At 70.8% G+C, this 15,217-nt stretch carries 17 protein-coding genes; 3 read left to right on the top strand and 14 right to left on the bottom strand.

Translation table 11 applies throughout. The annotated features are described in order from the left end of the window. Positions 1–6: 6 nt before the first annotated feature. The 3 genes from P0R32_RS13555 to P0R32_RS13545 all read right to left on the bottom strand — a co-directional run bounded on the left by P0R32_RS13555 (position 7) and on the right by P0R32_RS13545 (position 2,419). Positions 7–1,074 (bottom strand): actin-like salactin, encoded by a 1,068-nt coding sequence (locus tag P0R32_RS13555; protein ID WP_276237560.1) that lies wholly within the window; start codon positions 1,072–1,074, stop codon positions 7–9. A 2-nt stretch (positions 1,075–1,076) separates the two neighbouring features. Further along, positions 1,077–1,535 (bottom strand): FlaD/FlaE family flagellar protein, encoded by a 459-nt coding sequence (locus P0R32_RS13550; protein WP_276237559.1) that lies wholly within the window; start codon positions 1,533–1,535, stop codon positions 1,077–1,079. 122 nt (positions 1,536–1,657) lie between these two features. Then, positions 1,658–2,419: an alanyl-tRNA editing protein gene (locus P0R32_RS13545; RefSeq protein ID WP_276237558.1), complete on the bottom strand. Its 762-nt coding sequence runs from the start codon at positions 2,417–2,419 to the stop codon at positions 1,658–1,660. 210 nt (positions 2,420–2,629) lie between these two features. Between P0R32_RS13545 and P0R32_RS13540 the strand changes: the two genes are divergently transcribed. Next, positions 2,630–3,328, top strand: coding sequence for an HD domain-containing protein (locus P0R32_RS13540; RefSeq protein WP_276237557.1), 699 nt, complete (start codon positions 2,630–2,632; stop codon positions 3,326–3,328). A 32-nt stretch (positions 3,329–3,360) separates the two neighbouring features. Here P0R32_RS13540 and P0R32_RS13535 read toward each other — a convergent pair whose 3' ends face one another. From P0R32_RS13535 to P0R32_RS13510, 6 genes are all read right to left on the bottom strand, one after another. After that, on the bottom strand, positions 3,361–4,353 hold the full coding sequence (locus tag P0R32_RS13535) for an NAD-dependent epimerase/dehydratase family protein (RefSeq protein WP_276237556.1): 993 nt from the start codon (positions 4,351–4,353) through the stop codon (positions 3,361–3,363). Positions 4,354–4,419: 66 nt separating this feature from the next. Beyond that, positions 4,420–5,415, bottom strand: coding sequence for an NAD-dependent epimerase/dehydratase family protein (locus P0R32_RS13530; protein WP_276237555.1), 996 nt, complete (start codon positions 5,413–5,415; stop codon positions 4,420–4,422). 98 nt (positions 5,416–5,513) lie between these two features. Next, positions 5,514–5,966, bottom strand: a complete 453-nt coding sequence (locus P0R32_RS13525) for a DUF7313 family protein (RefSeq protein WP_276237554.1) — start codon at positions 5,964–5,966, stop codon at positions 5,514–5,516. Positions 5,967–6,049: 83 nt separating this feature from the next. Beyond that, positions 6,050–6,757, bottom strand: coding sequence for an NAD(+)/NADH kinase (locus P0R32_RS13520; RefSeq protein ID WP_276237553.1), 708 nt, complete (start codon positions 6,755–6,757; stop codon positions 6,050–6,052). A gap of 119 nt (positions 6,758–6,876) precedes the next feature. Continuing rightward, positions 6,877–8,223 carry a M28 family peptidase gene (locus P0R32_RS13515; protein WP_276237552.1) on the bottom strand — a complete coding sequence of 449 codons (1,347 nt, stop codon included), beginning with the start codon at positions 8,221–8,223 and terminating at the stop codon, positions 6,877–6,879. A gap of 86 nt (positions 8,224–8,309) precedes the next feature. Then, complete coding sequence (locus P0R32_RS13510) at positions 8,310–8,951, bottom strand: DUF420 domain-containing protein (protein WP_276237551.1); 642 nt, start codon at positions 8,949–8,951, stop codon at positions 8,310–8,312. A gap of 102 nt (positions 8,952–9,053) precedes the next feature. Here P0R32_RS13510 and P0R32_RS13505 point away from each other — a divergent pair, with 102 nt between their 5' ends. Together P0R32_RS13505 and P0R32_RS13500 are read left to right on the top strand one after the other, a co-directional pair. Next, positions 9,054–9,569 (top strand): NUDIX hydrolase, encoded by a 516-nt coding sequence (locus P0R32_RS13505; protein WP_276237550.1) that lies wholly within the window; start codon positions 9,054–9,056, stop codon positions 9,567–9,569. A 76-nt stretch (positions 9,570–9,645) separates the two neighbouring features. Continuing rightward, a complete protein-coding gene (locus P0R32_RS13500; RefSeq protein ID WP_276237549.1) occupies positions 9,646–10,389 on the top strand; it encodes a M48 family metallopeptidase in 744 nt (247 codons plus the stop codon). A gap of 9 nt (positions 10,390–10,398) precedes the next feature. Here P0R32_RS13500 and P0R32_RS13495 read toward each other — a convergent pair whose 3' ends face one another. The 5 genes from P0R32_RS13495 to P0R32_RS13475 all read right to left on the bottom strand — a co-directional run bounded on the left by P0R32_RS13495 (position 10,399) and on the right by P0R32_RS13475 (position 15,123). Further along, complete coding sequence (locus P0R32_RS13495; RefSeq protein WP_276237548.1) at positions 10,399–11,445, bottom strand: NAD(P)-dependent glycerol-1-phosphate dehydrogenase; 1,047 nt, start codon at positions 11,443–11,445, stop codon at positions 10,399–10,401. Between the two features lie 218 nt (positions 11,446–11,663). Beyond that, a complete protein-coding gene (locus P0R32_RS13490) occupies positions 11,664–12,377 on the bottom strand; it encodes a LysE family translocator (RefSeq protein WP_276237547.1) in 714 nt (237 codons plus the stop codon). 56 nt (positions 12,378–12,433) lie between these two features. Further along, positions 12,434–13,150, bottom strand: coding sequence for a TMEM165/GDT1 family protein (locus P0R32_RS13485; protein ID WP_276237546.1), 717 nt, complete (start codon positions 13,148–13,150; stop codon positions 12,434–12,436). Next, positions 13,147–13,869 (bottom strand): metal-dependent transcriptional regulator, encoded by a 723-nt coding sequence (locus P0R32_RS13480; RefSeq protein WP_276237545.1) that lies wholly within the window; start codon positions 13,867–13,869, stop codon positions 13,147–13,149. Before P0R32_RS13480 ends, P0R32_RS13485 begins: the two co-directional genes overlap by 4 nt. 75 nt (positions 13,870–13,944) lie before the next feature. Further along, positions 13,945–15,123 (bottom strand): threonine synthase, encoded by a 1,179-nt coding sequence (locus P0R32_RS13475; protein WP_276237544.1) that lies wholly within the window; start codon positions 15,121–15,123, stop codon positions 13,945–13,947. Positions 15,124–15,217: the final 94 nt, after the last annotated feature.

The following is a 15,217-nucleotide window of genomic DNA, read 5'->3' as shown; positions in this document are numbered from 1 at the left end:
CGCGCCTTACTGCTCGGCGAGCTTCTCGGCGATGCGTCGGGCGCCCTCCGCCGCGGCGAGGTCCGGCTCGTCGGGGACGACGACGTTCACGTCGCGGTCGAGTTCGGCGCTGAGGCGGCGCTCGAACTCCTCGGGGAGCCCCGGGATGCACGCCATGCCGCCGGTGAGCGCGATGTCGTTGCCCAGCGAGAGCTGGTACACCTTCATGTAGTCGTTGGCGAGTTCGGGGAGGAACTCGTTGGCGACCTCGTCGACGGCGGCGTCGAGGTACCAGTCGAGCGCGTCGACGACGCTGTCCTCGATGGTGAACTCGTGGGAGCCGCCGCCGGGCTGCTGGATCACGTCCGAGAACGGCTCGAAGTTGCCGACGTTGCCGTGCTCCTCTTTGTACTCGCGGGCGGTCGTCAGGTCGACGTGGACACGCCCCTGCGTCTCCTCCTCGACGTTGGCGACGATGCGGCGGTCGACGTCGTTGCCCGTCACCGAGCCGGTGGAGAAGGGCACGAGCTGGTCGCCGCGGCGGTACGCACACGCCTCGAGGTTCGTCGAGCCCATGTTCACGGAGATGAACACGTCCGAGACCGCCTCGACGCCGTCGCCCATCGCGGGGATGGCGCCACACAGCGACTCGGGGTACGCGCGCATCGTGTGCGCGCCGATGTTGGAGGACTCGATGACGTCGGTGAGGTTCTCCAGGCCGTCGTCGTTCTCCATCGTCGGGATGGCGTACACGACGGCGGAGTCTTGCGGGACGCCGTTGGCCGAGAGGAGTTCACGGAAGAACCGCCCGGCGAGTTCCGCGCGGTCGTCGTCTTCCGGGAGGCCCGAGCGAAGCATGTACTGGACGCGGTCGGGGTACTCGGCGGCGGCCTGTTCCCCGAACAGGGCCTTCTCGTCGCCGGTGATCGCGTCTTCGTAGAGGGCGAGACACGTGAGTGTCCGCACGGTGGTCATGTCGTCGTCGTCGGCGTCCCGGTATCGGAGGACGGTCCGGGTGGAGCCGAGTTTGACGCCGATCGGCGTCGGGTTGCTGGATTCGAAGCTGTCGTCGGCTGAGTCGGATTCTGCTGACATAGTTATCGGAGCGCGGCGAGGCGGGCGACGAACAGCAGGCTCGTCCGATGGTGGCCGAACTCGAGTCGCATGCCTTCAGTCTCGTCGAAGGCTTCGAGGTACCGTTCGAGGTCGTCCTCGACGGACTCGGTGAGCCACTCTACGTCCCGATAGAGGGCGAGCGCCTCGCGGGCGCGTTCGCGCCCGCCGACGCCGACGAGGTAGCGTAACCAGTCGAGCACGAGTTGGGTCCCAACCACCGAGTCCGGGAGACTCGGGAGGTAGGGCCTGCTCGCGCCGCCGGACGCCGCCTGAAGGAGGAAGGCGTCTTCCACCTGCGCCGCCCGCACGCGCGCATCCGCTCGGCCGAGGAAGTCGTCCGGTTCCGTCCACCGGGCAGGCTCCTCGTCGGCGTGCGTCGGCGCCGCCGCTCCCGTCAACGCTCGCAACTCCTTTGGGTCGTAATCGCTCGGTCTGAGCATGTTCTGGATCGTCCGCACTCCCTGTGCCGCTACCTGCCCCTATCCGGAATCGTCGTATATACCTACTGACCCGAATATCAGGCGTGAAATCGGTTCGGGCGCCGCCTCACCCGCGGACTCGCTCAGGAGTCCGCGAGCGTAAACTCGACGCGCTCCTTCTCGCCGCCCTGCGTCGTCCGCCCGGTGATCGTCACCGCGCCGACCGCCCCGGTGTTCGCGACGTGCGTGCCGGCGCAGGCGGTCCGGTCGAACGGGTCGTCCGGGTCACCGATCTCGACGATCCGCAACTCGGTGATCGAATCCGGTAGCAGGTCGATCCGCGTGCGCTCGGTGTCCAACTCCGCCTCGGCGTCGGCGCGGTCCATCGTGTAGGTGCGCACCGGGAGGGCGTCGTCGACGAGCGCGTTCATGCGCGCCTCGACGGTCGCGAGGTCGTCGTCGGAGAACTTCGGGTACTCGGCGTCGAGGCGGGCGCGGTCCGTGTACAGTTGGTTGCCGACGGTGCGCGCGCCGAACTCGTCGAGCAGCACCGCCGACAGGAGGTGTTGGGCGGTGTGGTAGCGCATGTGGGCTTCGCGGCGGTCCCAGTCGACCGTCCCCCGGACGCGGGTCCCCTCTGGGGGTGCGGCGCCGTCGAGGTGGTGGTAGACGGTGTCGGTCTTCTCCACGTCGACCACCTCGAACGTCCAGCCGTCGTCGTCCGCGTCGCCGTCGACGGACAGGCTGTCGCCGATCACGTGCAGGGTGCCCGTGTCGTGCGGTTGGCCCCCGCCGGTGGGGTAGAAGTACGTGCGGTCGAGGACGACCCGGTCGTCGAGTGCCCGCTCGACGGTCGCCTCAAACTCGCCGACCGTGCTGTCGGCGAGGTAGCGCTGTTCGGTCATACCCGGTGGTGGACCCCCAGCGCACTTATCCGTTAGCTCACGCGGTCGGTCAGCGGGGTCCGCGGGCCGAGGAACGCCCACGGCGGTGGCCGACGCGCGGGCGCGCGGCCCGACCTGTCGTAACGACTAAGGACGAATCACGCCGTATCGTTCCGTAATGAGAACATCGTTCGTCTCTTTGCGAATGGAACCAAGCCGGGGGTGGGAGCCGTGGGCGTCGAGATAAAAGGCTCCCGCGTCACCGACGAGGAGTTCGCCGACATGGAGCACTTCGTCCGGGAGTACCTCGCCGCCTCCGTCGAGAGCGAGGAGGACGGCGGGCGGATGCGGTGGTACCCGTGGCACTCGGCGGAGTACCGCTTCAACCACATCCTCAACGTCGTCGACATCGCGGGGCGCATCGCCGCCAAGGAGGGCGCCGACACAGACGTGGTGCGCGTGGCCGCCCTCTTCCACGACGTGTCGAAACTGGAGGCCGACCAGGACGTCCACGCCGACGAGGGCGCCCGCGTCGCGCGCCAGTACCTGGAGACGCACGGCGACTACCCGGAGTCGTTCGTCGCCGAGGTGTGCTCGTCCGTCGAGGACCACTCCTACCAGGGGCCGCTGTCGGACCTGTCGCTGGAGACGCGCTGTCTGATCGAGGCTGACCTGCTCGACAAGGTCGGTGCCAACGGCACCGCGCTCATGATCCTCCGCATGGGGTACGAGGCACGCACGCACATGGACGCCGCCGAGATGGTCCAGCGGGTGCTCGAACGTGGGCGCGAACACGCCTCGCGCGTCGAGAGCGACACCGCCGAGTCCATCGCGCACGAGCGCATCAAGCGCGTGAAGTGGTTCCGCGAGTGGTTGGAAGACGAAGTGGCGCAGATGGAGCGCCACCGCGAGACCTTCGACGGGCGGTAGCGACGCCGCCACCCCCCGCTGGATCTGCTGCCTCAGAGCGTGTCGAGCACGCCGAGCACGCGCTCTTCTGCGTCGCGACCGGGGTCGTGCTCGCTGCCGTCGCGGTCGCTGTCACGGTGGTCGGCGACGCTGCGCTCCATCGCCTCCGTCAGCGGCGTCGACTCCCAGCCGAGCGCCGCGAGCTTGTTCGTGTCGAGGACGTGCGGGTAGTCGCGGTAGAGGATGAAGTCGTCCGGCGAGAGGTCGGCGGCCGCCAACTCGTGCTCGCCCGCGTGGACGACCTCACAGTCGGTGTCGGCAGCTTCGGCGATCAGATCGACCATCTCCTCCATCGTCACCAGCGTGCGGTCGCCGACGTTGTACGACTCGCCAGGCTCACCCTCCTCGGCGACGACGCGGAGGGCGCTCGCCACGTCTTCGACGTACGCGCGGTGCCAGAGGTTCTGGCCGTCGCCGGGGACGACGACGCGGTCGTAGTTGAGCACGCGGTCGATCCAGTAGTCGAGGCGCTCGGTGTAGTCGTGGGGACCGTACACGATGCACGGGCGGAGGCTCATCGCGTTCACGCCGTCTTCGGCGGCCTCGAACACGATGCGGTCGCCCTCGGCTTTGCGCGGGCCGTAGGAGGCGTGAGAGTCGTCGGTCGCCTGCTCCTCGGTGCAGTCACACAGTTCCGTCTCGTCCTCGCGCTTGGGAATCTCCTCGACGCCGTACGCCGACCCCGAGGAGATGTACACGTAGCCGTCCACGTCGGCGAACACGTCGACCGCGACGCGCACGTCCTCCGGGTAGTAGGCGACGCAGTCGATGACGATGTCCGGTTGGACCGACAGCGCCGCTGCCTTCAGGTCGGTGTCGTCGCGGCGGTCACCCTCGACGTGGCTCACGTCGTCGTGGTCCGCGAACGGGTTGTCGTGGTTGCCGCGGTTGAAGATCGTCACCTCGTAGTCGTTGTCGAGCAGGTCCTCGACGACGTGTCGCCCGATGAAGCGCGTGCCGCCGATGACGAGCGCGGTGTCTGCCATACGAGGTGCGTGGCGGGCGGGCATCGAAAAGGGCGCGGTCCTCGACGGCTTCGCCGGTACGTCCCGCTACTCCCCGTGCAGCGCGTCGATCACGGCTTCCTCCGTCTCCCGGTCTAACGACTCCTCGGGACCCGTGACGCCGGCGTCAACGTGCGCCCGCGCGGTCTCGGCGACGGCCTCTGCCGGCGGCGTCGACTCCCACCCAAGCGCGGCGAGTTTGTCGGTCGAGACGAGCATCGGGTCGGGCGTGTACAGCGGGAACGCCGTCGGCTCCACGTCGTGGGCGGCCAACTCTCGCTCGCTGGCGGTGACGACATCGACCTCGGTGTCGAGCGCGTCGGCGATCAGCTGTAGCGACCGACCCAGTGAGTACGCCGAGCGGTCGGCGGCGTTGTACGCCTCCCCCGGCTCACCATCTTCGGCGACGCGCAAGAGCGCGTCCGCGAGGTCCCGCACGTACACGCGGTGGAGCAGTGACCCGCCGTCGCCGGGCACCAGCACGCGGTCGTGTTCGGCCACGCGGTGCACCCAGTAGCCGAAGCGCTCGGTGTAGTCGTGTGGCCCCTGCACGAGCATCGGGCGGACGGCCATCGCCTCGACGCCTTCCTCGGCGGCCGCGAACACCGCGCGGTCGCACTCGGCCTTGCGCGGGCCGTACGTCTCGACTGAGTCCTCGTCCTCCTGCTCCGGGTCACAGGGGTGCAGGTCCGTCTCGTCCTCGCGCATCGGCACGTCGCCGGGGACGTACGCCGACCCCGAGGAAACGTACACGTAGCGGCTGTCGGCGAACACGTCGGTCGCCGCGCGCACCTCGCCGGGGTGGAGGCCGACGAAGTCGACGACCACGTCCGGGTCGACGGCGTCGCGGGCGGCTTCGAGGTCCGCGCGGACGGTCCGGTCGCCGGTGCGGTTGTCCACGCCGTCGCGGTCGGCGAACGGGTCGTCGTGCTCGCCGCGCGTGACGGTCGTCACCTCGTAGCCGGCCTCCAGGAACGCCTCGACGGTGTGGCGACCGATGAAGCGCGTGCCGCCGACGAACAGCGCGGTGTCGTAGCTAGCCATACGCGTCGGTGCGCGAGTGCGCGGAAAGGGGTTCGCCTCCCGGCGGTTCGGGAGTGCGGTGGTGGTCCGAGTGAGAACGCGTCGCGGTGTGGGTCGCCTCAGACGATGGCGTTCCACACCGGCGCGACGATGAAGAACAGCGACTGGTAGCCGGCGTAGGCGACGACGAGCGCGGAGGCGGCGAGTGCGCTGTTGGGGCGGTCCATCTCCATGTCGTTGCGCGCTTCGACGCGGCGCGCCTCGTACTCGAAGAAGTCGGCGACCACCATCCCGAGCACGAGGACGGACAGCACCATCCCGCCGTGCGGTTCGACGATCATGAAGGTGAACGACAGGACGATCAGGAGGAAGCTGACGAGTTCGTGGGGCAGGTACCGGCTCATCGCCTCGTCGTCGTCGCCGTCCTCGGCAGCGCGCACGTAGCTGCGCTGGGCGAGCAGGCGCGTGACGAGGTTGACGAGCACGACCGCCAGGATGACGAACGGCAGCACCTCCGCCACGGACTCCAGCGCCCCGAGCGGGACGAGGAACTCCAGCGGTGACGGTAACATAGCTGTGATTCCGTCCACGACTCATTAGAAGCTTTCCAATCCCGGGCGCCCGCGACGGGTGGGCCGCCCCCGTCGTCTGGGGCCTACCGGGGCGGTCCGATCAGCGGGACCCGCAAGAGTGGGACGCGGTCGTCGACGGCGACGCGGATGTCCGTCTCGGGCGGCACGACCCCCGAAATCTCGCCGTCGATGATGAGGCGCACGTCGCAGTCGTCGCGCTCGACGCGGAGGACCGCCTCGTCGTCGACGACCCACGTGTCTGCCATCGTCGCGAACGGCGACACTGGCACGACCGAGAGCCCGGTTCCGGGTGCGAGAATCGACCCGCCGGCGGCGCGCGCGTAGCCGGTCGACCCCGTGGGCGTCGCGACGACGACGCCGTCCGACCGGAAGCGGTCGATCGCTTCGCCGCCCGCGTGCACGGCGTACTCGGAGATGCGCGCCGGTTCGGCGGTCATCAGCGTCGCGTCCAACAGCGCGCGGTCGGTCGGGCCGTCGCCGACCTCGACGCCGAGCGTCGCGTGGTCGACGGTCCACCCCTCGCCGGCGGCCACCTCGGCGAACACCTCGGCGGCGTCGACCTTCGGCACCGAGTGGTGGCCCTCCCCCGCCGCGACCGGCAGGATCGGGGCCGTGGGGTCGGCGAGTGCGGTGTCGACGAGCGCTCGCTCGCCGAAGGTGGCGACGAGGTCCGGGTCGGCGTCGGTTGCGACGACCGCCCCGCCGGCGGCCTCGACGGCGGTACGGAGGGTGCCGTCGTCGCCCGCCAGCGCCGCGCGGAAGTCGGTCATGGTGTCGGGGTAGTTCTGGGGGTGACTTAACCGGCGGGGTCTGCTACGTGCGTGGAGTCGCCGCGGCCGTCGCGTCACCGCGGCTGGCACGCGCTCCGTGGCCGTCGCGGCCGCTCGCCTTACTCGATCACGTTGCCCGCGTCGTCGTACGGCCAGTCACCGATCACCTTCATGCCGGTGGCCTTGTCCTCGTCCTCCAGCGCGGCGGCGATCTCGCTTGGCTCGCGACGGGCCACCTCCGTCTCCGAGTCGGCGACGTCCGCGACGAGCGCGATCAACAGGATCGCCTGCTCGCGGAGGTTCCGCGCCTCCAACTTCTCCAGGGTGTCGGCCTCGGTGTGGCCCCAGCCGCGACCGCGGCCCTCAGTCTCGCCGGCGACCATGAACCCGGGGACGCCGTGGACCACGAACGGCCAGTGGTCGCTGTGGGGCACCTGCGCCTCGCTGGTCGACACCGGGTGGTCGAAGCGGTCGGCCAGTCGCTCCGCCGCCGCGGTCAGGCCGTCGAACCCGTGCGTCGACAGCGACAGCGTCCGCCCGAACACGTTGGAGTCGACGTTCACGATGGCTTTGATCGCGTCCAGGTCCGCGCGCTCGGCCTCGACGCCGGAGCCGACGAGACCGACCTCCTCCGAGCCGTAGGCGACGAAGCGGACGCGCGTGTCCAACTCGTCTTCCATCCCCGCCAGCGCGTTCGCCACCTCGACGATGGAGGCGGTGCCGGCGCCGTTGTCCATCGCGCCCTCGGCGATGTCGTGGGCGTCGACGTGCGAGGAGACGAGCACCTCCTCGTCGGTGTCCGGGCCCAGTTCCGCTATCGCGTTCCCGCTCGTCGTCTGGGGCGTCTCGCAGTCGACGGTTACGCTCACGTCGTCGCCGACGGAGCGCCGGGCGAGGCGCGCGCCCACCTCGGCGCTGACGCCGACGGCGGGGATGTCGCCGATGGGGTCCTCCTCGGTGCCGACGGAGCCGGTCGGGGGGAGTTGGCCCTCGACGTGGTTCGCGAACACGAACGCGGCGGCGCCGTGCTCGACGGCGTAGTAGTACTTCTCCGTGCGGTGGACGAATCGGTCCACGTCGTCGGGCGTGTCCGAGGACACCATCACCACGTTGCCCTCCACGTCGCCGTCCTCGAAGTCGTCGGGCATCCCGTAGCCGAGGTCGACGAACTCGCCGCTCACCTCACCGGCGGGCGACCGGGGGAGCGCGATACAGTGCTCGGTGCGCTCGCCAGCGTGGAGGGCGGCGTCGCCGCGCACCCACCCCTGGATGTCGAACTCGTCGATGTGGGCGTCGCGACAGCCAGCCGCCGCGAGCGCGTCGCGCACGAGTTCCAGTCCCTCGCGTTCGCCGGGTTGGCCCGCCATCCGGTTGCCCACGTCTACGAGGTCTTCGAGGAGGTCCCAGCCGACGCTGCTGGTGAACACGTCGCCGATCCAGTCGGTCCGCTCGGAGAGGTCAGTCACGCCCGACCGGTGCGCGTGTCCGGACAAAGAGGTTCGGAACGCGGTCGGGTGGGCCGGGAAGTCGGGGGCGGGAGGCGCGGGCGTCGCTACCGCGCGACGCGGACGAACTCGTAGGCGTACACCCAGTTGAGCAGGACGTACGTCACGACGCCGAGCGTGAGCGAGACGATCCACGTCCCCGCGGCCCACCGACCGACGCGCTTGTGGGGCGTCTCCGTCCGCAGTTCCTCGGGCGTGTGGGTCCCCCCGAGCACGATGGCGTAGAGCACGACCGGCACCGTCACCACCGAGAGCACGATGTGGATCGCCAGCATCGCGAGGTACACCAGTTCCACGGTGCCGGCGTACGCGCCGAGGAACGCCGTCTCGCGGATGACGATGTGCTTCTCGCCGGGCCCGCCGCCCACCTTCGCGAGGTACATGACGAGGAACACCATGATCAGCCCGAACGACGCGCTCATCGCGGCGGCGTGTTTCCGCACCTCGCCGGCGCGGATCCAGCGCCACCCGAGCACCAGGAGAATCGTCGTCACGGTGTTGACCGCGGCGATGGCGTGACTCAGGAGGTTCACCTCGCCCTGCGTGAGCGAGGGGAACACCGACTGCGGGACGACGCCCGCGAACGTGCCGATGACCAGTGCGTACCCCACGACCGAGACGACTGCGACGGTCGCGCGCGGGTACTGTTTCACCGTGCCGAGCGGGCCGCTCGCGTCCGCTGTAGCCATTGTCGAAGCGTGGGGCCGGGCGCTATTGCCTCTTCGGGTTCGGCTGTCGTACGGCCTCCGACGACCGCGACCTTCATGCACTGTTCGTCCACACGGTCGGACATGGAAACGGGGGAGTCGCGCGGCGTCGTCGACGAGGCGCTCGCGAAACTACAGCGCGGGTGGGGCGACTGCCCCGTCGCGCCCGATCGCTGGGACGTGTCGACCGCCGAGTGGGACCGCACCCGCGAGCGGTTCGACGCCGGCACCGTCGGCGGCGCGGGTGCGTGGGTCCGCCGGGGCGACGGACGGGCGCTCGTCGTGCGTCACGTCGACGAGGCGGGGTGGTCCGAGCCAGCCGGGAAGCAGGAACCGGGGGAGGCGCTGTCGACGACAGCGGTCCGCGAGGTGCGCGAAGAAACCGGGGTCGACATCACGCTTACAGGGCTGGTGATGGCCCACCGGATCGCGGTCCACGCCCCCGAGCGCGACCCGCTGTACCGGCTCGTCGTCGTGTTCGACGCCACCTACGACGGGGGAGCGCCGCGGGCGCGCGACGGTGAAATCGCTGCGGTGCGGTGGGTCGACGACCACCCGGAGGAACTCATGTACCCGCAGGTCGCCGAGTACCCGCTGTAGCCGACTGGACAGTTCGGGGACGTATCCGGTCGATTCGCGGGGAAAAGCCTACACGCTCGCACGCGTACTCGACCGTGTGACCCTCCACTCGCGGCTCTCCGCCGTCCTCTCGTGGGCGACCGACTGGTGGGAGCTGTGGGCGCTCATCGCCGTCGGTCTCCTCGGCGTGCGCCTGGCTCCCCACGTCGTCGCCCGTTCCGAACGCCCCGAACCCCTCCCCGACGACGTCGCTCGCGCGGTCGAACGCGTCGGCGTCCCCGCAGGCCGCGTCGGCGTCCTCCGGCGCGACGGGCGCGTGCTCGCGTACGCCGCCGGCCTCACCGCCGGCCACGGGCGCGTGTTCGTCTCCACCGGACTGCTCCGGGAACTGGACCCCGCGGGCGTCGCGGCGGTGGTGCGCCACGAGCACGCCCACCTCGCCCGGGCGCACGTTCCGATCCGCGTCGGCATCCCGTGCGCCTACGCTGTCGCGTGGGCGGTCGACGCGAGCCTGTTCGGTCGCGAGGGCCTGATCGTCGGCGCCGCGCTGGCGGTGCCGCTGACGTACCTCTCGATGCGCGTCGCGCGGTGGACGGAGTACGACGCCGACGCCGACGCCGCCCGCCGCTCGGGGACGGCGTTTCGCGACGCGCTCGCCCGTCTCGCGGCCGGCGGCCACCTCGGCCCCGCGACGCCCGTCGGCGGCCGCCTCCGGCGACTCCTTGGGTCGCTGTCGATGCACCCGCCGCTCGGCGAGCGACTCCGACGACTGGAAGAACGGGCCGACCTCCGGGGAGCCTCGGAGGGGTCGCGTGGGCGCCCCACGCACGGCGACGACTGACCGCGCGAGTCAGATGACGCCGGTGAACGTCGCGACCTCGATGGCCGCCTCCTCGTTGACGCCGTCGCCGAGGATGGTGTAGCGGTCGCGGATGGTGTGGGCGGTGGTGAGCGCCTCGATGACGGTCTCGTCGTCGATGCCGAGTTCGGCGGCGGTCGTCGGTGCACCGATCGCCGTCAGCGCGTCGCGGATGGCGCGCCACTGCCCGTTCTCGCCGCTGTGGAGGAACTCCGTCAGGATCGACCCCACGCCGACCTGGTGGCCGTGGAGCGCGGGGTTCTCGGCGATACGGTCGAGTTGGTGGGAGAACAGGTGTTCTGCGCCCGAAGCGGGGCGCGACGACCCCGCGATGGACATCGCCACCCCCGAGGAGACGAGCGCCTTCGAGACGACCCACGCCGACTCCTCCAACCCCTTCTTGATCGAGTCGGCGTTGTCGACGAGCATCTCGGCGGTCATCTCCGACAGGGCGGCGGCGTACTCGCTGTACTCGACGTTCTTCAGCCGGCGGGCGAGGCGCCAGTCTTTCACCGCGGTGTAGTTGGAGATGATGTCCGCACAGCCGGCGGTCGTGAGCGCCCACGGCGCGTTCGCCATGATCTCGGTGTCGGCGATCACCGCCAGCGGCGGGTCCGCCGCGACCGAGTGGCGCGTGTCGCCCTCCGGGATGGAGGAGCGCCCCGAGACGATGCCGTCGTGGCTCGCGGCCGTCGGGACGGAGACGAACCCGACGCCCAACTCGTCGGCGGCCATCTTCGCCAGGTCGATCGGCTTCCCGCCGCCGAGCGCGACGAGGAACGTCGCGCCGGCGGCCTCTGCGGCCTCGACGATCTCGCCGACGGCCTCGAAGCTCGCGGTGTCGACGGTCACGGTCTCGGCGCCGTCGAACTGCGCACGGAGTCGGTCACCAGCGAGGTCGTCGGGCGTCGGCGAGGTGACGAGCAGCGGCGTCCCGGCCAGCGACAGCTCCGCCACGGCTGTCCCGACGTCGTCGAGCACGCCGTGTCCGAGCAGGACGTTCCGGGGGAGCTTGATCCACGTCGACTTCGCGAACATGGCCCTCGGTTTCGCAGGGGGCGTTATATCGGTTGTCGTGTCAGGCCACCCGTCGGAGCCACCTCGCGGCCACCCGGCCACGCGCGGCGCTCGGCAGGTGAACGTTCATCAGGGAGACCGCGACCACTGCCGACGATGCGACTCGCCTGACGAGCGGCCCGGCGCGTCCGCGGGTGTGCGACCACGCGCGCCGGGTCCGGAGCAGACTCGGTCGCCTGTCAGCCCACCAGCCCAGACAGCGCCGCCTCGACGACCGGGACGAGCGTCCCGGCGGCGTCGACGAGGAACAGGACGCCGAACGCCGCGAGGAGTAGCGCCGACAGCGCGGCGACGGCGGGGGCGAGCGCCTCGACGCGCCTGCGGGCGGCCACCAGTGCGCCGGGGAACCCCGTCACCCACAGGCCGATGCCGCCGAAGAAGCCGACGACGAGCGCGGGGCTCCCCGTCTCGACGACGAGCGCGCCCGCCAACTCCGCCACCTCGGCGGCGGCGAACACGTCGACTCGACCAGGCTCCAGCAGGCCGACGCCGACGGTGAGCCAGAACAGCACCTGGTAGGGGTTCGCCAGCGCCAGCGCCAGCGCCTTGCGGAAGCCCGCGGACTCGTCGTCGACGATGTCGGTGTCGACGCCGAGGAACGAGCCGCGAACCTCGCGCGCGGCGCCGTAGGCGTAGTACAGCATGAGGAGGCCGCCGACGCCGACCATCACACCCTTGATAAGCGGTGCGCGGTTCAGGAAGCCGACCGCGCCCACCAGCGCGAGGACGAAGAAGATGGCGTCGGCGGTCGCGGCGCCCAACCCGGCGCGGACGCCGGCGGTCCATCCACGGAGCACGCTCTCCTCGGCGATGACGGCGTTCATCGGACCGGGCGGCGCCGCGAGCGCGAGGCCGAATACGACGCCCGCGAGGAGGGAAGCGAGGACGGTCACTACCCACAGAAGGGGCCGCTGCCGTGAATAACGCCCCGGTTCTCGCGCGCCACCGGCTACACCGCCGCGAGCACCGCCGTCGAGACGGTTCCGACGACGGTCTCCCACACGGAGAAGCCGGTCGTCAGTGCCAGCACCGTGTCGAGGCCGAAGAACGCGAACAGCGCCGCGCCGGCGAGGTGCGCTTTCCGCAGGTCGAAGCGGTGGCTGAAGCGGTGGAACAGGTACGCGTTCGCCAGGCTCACGGGGATGATGGCCGCCATCTCGCCGACCCAGATCGCCGAGGTGGCGCCGTACTGGGCGGCGAGGCCGATGGTGATCAACTGCGTCTTGTCGCCGAACTCGCCGGCCGCCATCATCGAGAAGATGGAGAGGAAGCTCCCGACACTGCCGGACAGTTCGTGTCCGAGCAGCGTCACGCTGCCGTCGACGCCCGGGAGCACCTCGGTGCCCTGTACCTCGCCCCCGTCTGTCTCTGTCGGCTGCGGGCCAGCGTCCGCGCCGGGGGCCGACCGCACGAGCAGGACGGCGAACGCGAGGAACATGACCGCGGTGAACGCGTCGAGGACCGCCGCCGACAGCATCGACTGGAGCGCGGCGCCGAAGGCAATCTCCAGTGCCGTCCAGCCGGCGAAGGCGGTGCCAGCCGCCGCGACGACGAGCGCCGGGCGGTAGCGCGTCGACAGCCCGGCGATGATGAACTGGACCTTCTCACCGGGGAGGACCGCAAGCTGTGAGACGGCGGCGACGACGACGATCTCCCAGTACGTCACGCACCGCCCACCCCCGCGTCGGTCGCGGCGGCGTCGTCGGCGTCCGTCTGACGGACCCTGACGGCAGCGGCGACGCTCTCGGGGAGACTCTGTTCGTGCTCGGCGTCGCCGTCGGGACCGTCGGGGACGCCGACGGTCACCATCCCGAAGGGGGCCACGTCGCGAATCTCGACGGTCGTCCCCGGCGTGATCCCCGCGCGGTCGAGGTACTCGAGCTCCTCGTCGTCGCGGTCGCTGACGCGAGCGATCACCACCCGGTCCCCGACCGCGAAGTCGGTGAGCGGGCGCGACCCGTCGTCGGCCGGCGGCTGGAGGTCCTCGCCGGGAATCGGGTCGCCGTGGGGGTCGACCGCCGGGTCGCCGAGCGCCGCGGCGACGCGCCGCTCGAACTCCTCGCTGATGTGGTGTTCCAGCGCGTCGGCCTCGTCGTGCACCTCGCTCCAGGAGTAGTCGAGGTGCTCGGCGAGGTACGCCTCCAGCAGCCGGTGGTGCCGCAGGACCTCCAGCGCGACCGTCCGCCCCTCGTCGGTGAGCTCTGCGCCCTTGTACTTCTCGCGCTCGACGAGGCCGCGCTCTTCGAGGGTGTCGAGCATGCTCGTCACCGTCGGCGGGGTCTTCCCCACGCGCTCGGCGATGGCCGAGGTCGACACGGGCGGCCCCTCCTCCGTCTGGAGAACGTAGATGGCCTTCAGATAGTCCTCCATCACGTCGCTCAACATCTGATCGTCGTGATTTAGACCTGTCTAACGGAAATAGTCACCGGCTCGAACGAGTTCGCGTCCGGTGGTCGCCGGTCAGATCCCCTTGCCCATCAGGTGACTCCGGAGCACGTCGGGCGTCTTCACGCCCGCGTCGGGGTTGACGACGACGACTTCGTCGTCGGCGCCGAGCGTCCCGTCCTCGGCGAGGTGCCACGCGCCGGCGAGCGCGACGCCGCCGGCGCCCCCGACCTCGACGACCTCCGTCTGCGCGACCGTCACCGCGCTCTCCAGCGCGTCGTCGTCTTCGACGGTGAGCGCGTCGCCGTCGACCTCCTGCAGCGCAGAGAGCGCGAGGTCGCCGCCGGCGGGCGCTTCGATTTCGACTTCGCCGACGATGGTGTCTGGCGTGGCCCACGGTTCGACGGCGTTCGCCCCCGACTCCACCGCGGTCGCGATGGGCGCACAACCGGCGGCTTGCACCGCGTACACGTCCGGCACCTCGTCGGCGAGGCCCAGTCTGACGAGGTCTCGGAGCCCTTGGACGACGCCGACGACGAGTTCGCCCGTGCTCGCCGGGAGGACGACCGCGTCCGGGAGCGTCGAGTCGCCCGCGTCGAGCAGTTCGTACGCGAGCGTCTTCGCACCGTCGTGGCGGTACGGCGTCGTGAACTCCTGGAGCGAGTGGTACTCCGCCGCGAGTTGGTCGTCGACTGCGGCGGCGGCGTCGCCGTAGCGCCCGCCGACGACGCGCATCTCGCCCCCGTGGACGTTCACCATCGCCTTGTTCGAGAACGCCGTGCGCGAGGGGACGAACGAGTACGACCGGAGGTCGGCGCGCCCGGCGTAGGCCGCCGCGGACTGGCCGGCGTTGCCGGCGGCCGCCAGCGCGAGCGGTTCGAGGCCACGCTCGGCGGCAGCGGTCACCGCGAGGCTCATCCCGCGGTCGTGGTACGTCCCGGTCGGGTTGCGCCCCTCGTCCTTCAGGAACGCCGCACCGACGCCCAGTTCCTCGGCGAGGCGGTCGGTCCGGACCAGCGGGGTGTCGCCCTCGCCCGCCGTGACCGTCGCGTCGGCGGTGACCGGCAGGAGGTCGCCGAAGCGGAACTGCCCCGGCGCGTCCGCGTCGCCGAAGCCGTCGGCGTCGACGGCGTCGAGGTCGTACGTCGGCGACAGCGGCGCGCCGCAGTCGGGACAGCGCCCGTGTTCGTCGACGCCGAACGACTCCCCGCAGTCGGTACACGCCAGCCCGTCGAACGCGTCCGTCGTCTGCATTCGCCGACAGTTGGGACCGGCGGCGCAAGGATGTGCTGGTTCCGGCGCGTGGCCGGCGCCGTCGGCCCCCGACCGACCGCGACCGGGTACGCCT

Source organism: Halobaculum marinum (genome assembly GCF_029338555.1).
In the GTDB taxonomy this organism is placed as follows: Archaea; Halobacteriota; Halobacteria; order Halobacteriales; family Haloferacaceae; genus Halobaculum; species Halobaculum marinum.
The sequence above is the reverse complement of the archived record's forward strand: the minus strand, read 5'-3'. Positions and strand labels throughout refer to the sequence as shown.

Bases quoted from the DNA above. Each gene is read 5' to 3' on its own strand.
- P0R32_RS13550 (WP_276237559.1), bottom strand. From the start codon at position 1,535: ATGCTCAGACCGAGCGATTACGACCCAAAGGAGTTGCGAGCGTTGACG.
- P0R32_RS13480 (WP_276237545.1), bottom strand. From the start codon at position 13,869: ATGTTGAGCGACGTGATGGAGGACTATCTGAAGGCCATCTACGTTCTC.
- P0R32_RS13525 (WP_276237554.1), bottom strand. From the start codon at position 5,966: ATGTTACCGTCACCGCTGGAGTTCCTCGTCCCGCTCGGGGCGCTGGAG.
- P0R32_RS13530 (WP_276237555.1), bottom strand. From the start codon at position 5,415: ATGGCTAGCTACGACACCGCGCTGTTCGTCGGCGGCACGCGCTTCATC.
- P0R32_RS13545 (WP_276237558.1), bottom strand. From the start codon at position 2,419: ATGACCGAACAGCGCTACCTCGCCGACAGCACGGTCGGCGAGTTTGAG.
- P0R32_RS13520 (WP_276237553.1), bottom strand. From the start codon at position 6,757: ATGACCGACTTCCGCGCGGCGCTGGCGGGCGACGACGGCACCCTCCGT.
- P0R32_RS13475 (WP_276237544.1), bottom strand. From the start codon at position 15,123: ATGCAGACGACGGACGCGTTCGACGGGCTGGCGTGTACCGACTGCGGG.
- P0R32_RS13555 (WP_276237560.1), bottom strand. From the start codon at position 1,074: ATGTCAGCAGAATCCGACTCAGCCGACGACAGCTTCGAATCCAGCAAC.
- P0R32_RS13535 (WP_276237556.1), bottom strand. From the start codon at position 4,353: ATGGCAGACACCGCGCTCGTCATCGGCGGCACGCGCTTCATCGGGCGA.
- P0R32_RS13505 (WP_276237550.1), top strand. From the start codon at position 9,054: ATGGAAACGGGGGAGTCGCGCGGCGTCGTCGACGAGGCGCTCGCGAAA.
- P0R32_RS13495 (WP_276237548.1), bottom strand. From the start codon at position 11,445: ATGTTCGCGAAGTCGACGTGGATCAAGCTCCCCCGGAACGTCCTGCTC.
- P0R32_RS13510 (WP_276237551.1), bottom strand. From the start codon at position 8,951: ATGGCTACAGCGGACGCGAGCGGCCCGCTCGGCACGGTGAAACAGTAC.